A 5217-nucleotide genomic window follows, 5' to 3' on the forward strand; every position below is an offset into this window, starting at 1 on the left:
CGCAGGAGACCACGCGCCCGCCCGCATGCCCGTAGAGCCATGCGAGTTCGCGGTGGACCTGCATCGCGAGCTCACGGGTCGGTGCCACGATGAGGGCGAGCGGTGCGGCTGCCTGCTCGAACCGCTCGGCATCGCCGAGCAGATCCCTGGCCATGGCGAGGCCATAAGCGAGGGTCTTGCCGGAGCCGGTCTGCGCCGAAACCAGGAGGTCGCGATCGCGGGCATCGTCCGCGAGCACGGCGAGCTGAACGGGGGTCGGTGAATCATAGTTCCGCTCGGCCAAAGCTTGGGCGAGCGGCGGGGTCAGGGCCGGAAAAGACACGGATGGAGAACCTTGGTTAATTCAGGCGCGCAAACGGTGAACCGGCGGGCCTGAGCTCGCGTGGGGGGCAAACGGCCCGGCCGCACGCTGGATTTGATCTGGGCGCTCTTTACGCCAAGCGCTCGGAAATCACCATGCCTATGATGCATGGCTTCGCAAAGAGAACCGCGCCCCAGAGGTTGCAGCGGGCTTTTTCGACCACCTTGATTAAGGTGAAGCGCGACCGGTCTGACGCCGGGCTCCTTGCAGCCTGCCCGGGTCACGAGAGAGATCGACTCTCGCGCCTGGATTGCTTCGCTGCGCTCGCAATGACGACGTTGAAACACTGTCGGGAATGACCGAGCCCCCTTCTCCGCCACACGCACCTGATGAACCCGAGGCGCGTCTTGTCGCGCCGGTCCCTCGATCCCAAATCCTGTCCAACTGAAACGCCCACGAGTGAAACATGGCCGACAGCATATCGCTCGCCGACAAGCTCGCGACCTTTCACGACCATTGGTCCCCGCGCACGGTCACGACCTTCAACGATTGCGACGTGATGGTGGTGAAGGTGAAGGGCGAGTTCACCTGGCACAAGCACGACGACACCGACGATTTCTTTCTGGTGCTGAAGGGTCGTCTGGACATCGAATTGCAGGACCGCACAGTGACGCTCGGTCCGGGCGAGCTCTATGTCGTGCCCAAAGGGGTCGAGCATCGCCCGGTGGCGCGCGAGGAGGTTCACCTGATGCTGATCGAACCCACCGGCACACCAAACACGGGCGACAAGGCAACCGCAGCGGCGCGCAAGCTCGCATAGCAGGCAGCGCGCTTGGCGCGGCCTAATCCCTGGAGGGAGCTAGTCCGCTGAAGCTGCCGACCAACCTGGCTCTCGCACGCACAGCACCGTCCTTGACCGCGCGGGCGAGCGCTCGGATGGCGCGCCAGGCTTCGGTCGCTTGCAGCCACGCCTTCGCCGCGGCGTATTTTCCGTAAACCCAGGCAAAGGCGGGAATTCGCATCAGCTTGTCGCGCGTGAGATGGAACAGGCGCTCAACCAGCACGAGCTTGAGCAGCTCGCCGACAATGAAAGTCACGGCGCCGCTCACAACCTGCCCGGTTGCAGCGAAGTAGGCCGCCACGGGCTTGACCGGCTCCAGAATGATCACGGGCACGGAAAACAACGCCAGCGACGGATATGGCGGCAGCGACCTGATCCAGGCGCGCAAGCGCCTGAACTGGAAATGCCGCTCGATCCAGCGCGCGATCGGCTTCGCCACGGCCATGAAAACCGCATCCACCAGGAAGTAGATTGCAGCCAGGATGTAAGTGAGTGGTTTCAGGATTCGCTTCACGGCACCTCTCCCGCGAAGTGAAAGCCGGAACTTGGGCCTAAGTTTCACCTCCGCGTGAATAGTTCGGGGAAATCAGATGGAACTTTTTGGGCGTCGGCTCCCGCTCAGATCTCCGCATAAATCTCCAGCAGATTGCCGTCGGGGTCGCGGAAGAACAGGGTGCGATGTCCGAACGTTTGGTTCGTCGGCGGCGATACCAGCGCAATGCCCTGCCGAACCAGTTCGTCGGCGCATGCATCGACCTCGGCTGCGGACACCTTGAACGCCAGTTGCAGCGAAGCGCTGCCCGGCGGCGTCGGTGCGTCGGCCGCGGTCCGGCTCGGTCGTGCGAGCGCGAGCGTGTTGCTGCCGATGCCGTACTCGATCCAGTTCGACGACAACTCACGCAGCAGCGGGAAGGCAAGAACGCCCTCGTAAAAGCTGCGCATTGCGATCATGTCGCGCACGAAGATGACGGTGTAGTCGATCGCGCGGATGGCATGGAAGGGCGAGCGGGGGCGCGGGGGTGGTTCGGCTGTCTGTTCGTTCGTCATCGTGTCCTTTATTCAAAAGCCCGGACGTAGCCCGCATGAGCGGAGCGACATGCGGGAATGCTTCCCCACAAGCACCCCGGATATCGCTTCGCTCATCCGGGCTACAAGACTGGAGGCTAACGCAGCAGCCCGCCACCATAGCGCAGCTCGTAGAGCTTGGTGCCGTCCTGCTGCGAGATCGTCTCGACACCGTGAAACCGATCGAGCGCGCCTTCGATCTCGTTGCGGTAGACCATGCCTGCCTGCTCGAACAGGGGCGGTCCCCGGTAGGGCTGCTCGACGCGCACGCCCAGCAACGCCTGACGCAGGAATTTGTAGATCGCGAGAAACGTCTCCCGATCTCTGATCTCCGCGCCGACGCCGCCGCTGTAGCTCATCGACCAGATGACGCGGTCGTCCTTCGACACGGTCTCCTGCCCGACGAAAAATCCCATCCCGAAATAAATGTCGCGATAGGCAAAAGGCGGCGCGCGGTGCTCGAGCTGTTTTGAGCCGGCAAGCAACGGCTTCGCCACGGTCGCGTCGTCATCGAGACCGGCATAGGTGCGCCGCTTGGCCTCGACCAGGAACGCCGCGAGATCGTGCGGGATCGACGGCATCGGCTACTCCACCAGCTCCGGCCATGGCACGATGGTCGACTTCACCGTCTTCATCGCCATCGCATCCCTCACCGCCTGCGCGACGCCTTCTTCCGTGAACGGATAGATCGTCTGCATCTTCAGCCAGGGATATTTGCCCGCGGTCCGATACAGCATGTCGACGCCGAGCGGCAGGTCGTTGCCGGTGAAGCCCCAGGATCCCAGCACATTGAGGTCCTTGGTGCAGATGCGGTGCCAGGAGGTCTCGATCGAGCCGGCGTCGGTGAACTGGCCCATCTCGACATAGGTGCCGCCGTCGCGCAGCATCTCGATGCCCTCGGGGCCGGCGGTGGGATGGCCCGAGCAGTCCATCACGAGATCGGCGCCGAAGCCGCCGACGATCTCGCGCACGCGCGCGATGCGCTGCTGCGGCGACTTGATCTCCTCGATGTTGACAGTCGCCTCCGCGCCGAACTCACGGGCGAGCTTGAGCCGCGGTTCCTCCGGCGCACCGACGCAGATCACGCGCCCCGCCCCCATCTCCTTTGCAGCCGCGACCGCCAGAATGCCGATCGGACCCGAGCCCTGGATCACCACCGTGTCGCCCCAGGAAAAACCACCGGCGCGGGTAGCGCGATTGAAAGCGCGGATGCACGAGGTCAGCGGCTCGGACAGCGCGCCGAGCCGCAGCGACATGTCGTCGGGCAGCTTGTAGATCTTGGTGCCAGGCAGCATGTCGAGATCGACATAGACATATTCGGCCCAGCCGCCCCACATGTGCGGCGCCTTGTCGAAGCCGAGATAGCGGCCGTAATAGACCGGCGTCAGGCATTTGTTGGCGGTTTGCGGATAATGAATGCAGTAATAGCAATGCCCGCATGGCATCAGCGGCGGGATCATGACTTTCGATCCGACCTTGAGCGGCTTGCTCATGAAGTCCTCGGTGAGCTCGTCGCCGCATTCGACGATGACACCGCCGATCTCGTGGCCGAGCGTGAACGGCCAGGGCAGCGGCTTCGGCCAATGCCCTTTCAGGATGTGCAAGTCGGTGCCGCAGACGCCGCAGGCGCCGACCTTGATCAGCGCGGCCTTGCGGCCGACCTTCGGCCACGGCACGGTGCGGATGACGGGCTCCGAGCCGGGACCAGCGTGGGTGCAGACGCGGATCTGTTGCATGGCGATTTCCTCGATGCCCGTCTGTTCTGATTGGTTGGTGCGGGCGTAAGGCGAAGCGTATGTGAGATGCGCGCGCGTGCCAAGCGCAAGTCTCGTAGCCCGCATGAGCGTCAGGGACATGCGGGAAGAGATGTCCCGGATGTCGCTGCGCTCATCCGGGCTACGGATCTCAGCCACGCGCTCCGCCGTCATCCTGAGGTGCGCGCTCTTGCGCGCCTCGAAGGATGGGCTGCAAACGCCTGTGGCCCATCCTTCGGGGCTCTCCATGCGATGCTGATGCATCGCATGGCTCGCACCTCAGGATGACGGCGGAGTGTGTGGCGGCAGTGCATGGCTGTATCTACACCCAACGTCTTGAGCGCTCAGCAGTGAGCGTGTATGGCCGGATAACATCCTTTCCAGGTAGCCCCTTGAACCCCCTGCCCAAAAATCCCGTCGCTGCGTCCGGCTCGTTCGCGGCGATGAAGTCGGTGCCGTACCGCCTCCAGTTCATCGCCTACGTGCTGGCGATGATGGCCGACAATATCGAGCATGTGATCAGCTATTGGGTGGTGTTCCAGAAATTCCATTCGCCGACGCTGGGGGGATTTGCCGTGCTGTCGCACTGGCTCCCGTTCCTGCTGTTCTCGGTCGCGGTCGGCGGGCTCGCCGACCGGTTCGATCCGCGCCGCATCATCCAGTGCGGCATGCTGCTGTTCATCACGGCCTCCGCCGGCTGGGGCTTCTTCTTCATCACCGATACGATCCAGATGTGGCACGCGATGCTGCTGCTGGTGATCCACGGCTGCGCCGGCGTGCTCTGGCAGACGCCGAACCAGCTCCTGCTCTACGACCTCGTGGGACCTGCGGACCTGCCGAGCGCGGTGCGGCTGAACGCGATGGCGCGCTATCTCGGCATCCTGGTCGGGCCTGCCGTCGGCGGCGTGATCATGCTGACGCTCGGCACCTCGCACGGCATCATCTTCAACACGCTGTTCTATCTGCCGATGCTGCTGTGGCTGTTCTGGGCGCCTGTGCGCGACAAGAGCGTCGCGGCGCGGCGCTTTGCCGTGCGCGGCCTTGCCGACATCGTGCTGACCATCCGCGCCATCGGCACCCAGCCGGTGCTGACGGCGATGACCTGGCTTGCCGGCCTCACCTCCTTCATGATCGGCAATGCCTATCACGCCCAGATGCCGGGCTATGCCGGCGATCTCGGCCATGGCGATCCCGGCGTGTCCTACAGCGTGCTGCTCGCGGCCGACGCCGCCGGCGCGCTGCTCGCCGGCATTGCG

The 5217-nt window shown here is 64.1% G+C and carries 7 protein-coding genes; 2 read left to right on the forward strand and 5 right to left on the reverse strand.

Annotation, left to right across the window (positions count from 1 at the left end):
- A partial coding sequence (locus MOV75_RS26520) for a DEAD/DEAH box helicase (RefSeq protein ID WP_247006874.1) occupies positions 1–322 on the reverse strand: 322 nt, incomplete at its 3' end.
- 445 nt (positions 323–767) lie between these two features.
- Between MOV75_RS26520 and MOV75_RS26525 the strand changes: the two genes are divergently transcribed.
- On the forward strand, positions 768–1121 hold the full coding sequence (locus tag MOV75_RS26525) for a cupin domain-containing protein (RefSeq protein ID WP_246930595.1): 354 nt from the start codon (positions 768–770) through the stop codon (positions 1119–1121).
- 22 nt (positions 1122–1143) lie between these two features.
- Here the strand turns inward: MOV75_RS26525 and MOV75_RS26530 are convergent, their stop codons facing one another.
- From MOV75_RS26530 to MOV75_RS26545, 4 genes are all read right to left on the reverse strand, one after another.
- Positions 1144–1656, reverse strand: coding sequence for a hypothetical protein (locus MOV75_RS26530; RefSeq protein WP_246930597.1), 513 nt, complete (start codon positions 1654–1656; stop codon positions 1144–1146).
- Between the two features lie 104 nt (positions 1657–1760).
- On the reverse strand, positions 1761–2189 hold the full coding sequence (locus MOV75_RS26535) for a VOC family protein (RefSeq protein WP_246930600.1): 429 nt from the start codon (positions 2187–2189) through the stop codon (positions 1761–1763).
- A 116-nt stretch (positions 2190–2305) separates the two neighbouring features.
- Complete coding sequence (locus tag MOV75_RS26540; protein WP_246930602.1) at positions 2306–2788, reverse strand: DUF5680 domain-containing protein; 483 nt, start codon at positions 2786–2788, stop codon at positions 2306–2308.
- A gap of 3 nt (positions 2789–2791) precedes the next feature.
- Positions 2792–3943: a zinc-binding dehydrogenase gene (locus MOV75_RS26545; RefSeq protein ID WP_246930603.1), complete on the reverse strand. Its 1152-nt coding sequence runs from the start codon at positions 3941–3943 to the stop codon at positions 2792–2794.
- 410 nt (positions 3944–4353) lie between these two features.
- Here MOV75_RS26545 and MOV75_RS26550 point away from each other — a divergent pair.
- The coding region (locus MOV75_RS26550) for an MFS transporter (RefSeq protein ID WP_258719599.1) at positions 4354–5217 on the forward strand (864 nt) is incomplete at its 3' end.

Origin of the sequence: Bradyrhizobium sp. PRIMUS42 (assembly GCF_023006515.1) — a bacterium.
Taxonomy (GTDB): Bacteria; Pseudomonadota; Alphaproteobacteria; order Rhizobiales; family Xanthobacteraceae; genus Bradyrhizobium.

Coding starts and splice junctions, on each gene's coding strand:
- MOV75_RS26545 (WP_246930603.1), bottom strand. CDS start 3,943: ATGCAACAGATCCGCGTCTGCACCCACGCTGGTCCCGGCTCGGAGCCC.
- MOV75_RS26540 (WP_246930602.1), bottom strand. CDS start 2,788: ATGCCGTCGATCCCGCACGATCTCGCGGCGTTCCTGGTCGAGGCCAAG.
- MOV75_RS26525 (WP_246930595.1), top strand. CDS start 768: ATGGCCGACAGCATATCGCTCGCCGACAAGCTCGCGACCTTTCACGAC.
- MOV75_RS26535 (WP_246930600.1), bottom strand. CDS start 2,189: ATGACGAACGAACAGACAGCCGAACCACCCCCGCGCCCCCGCTCGCCC.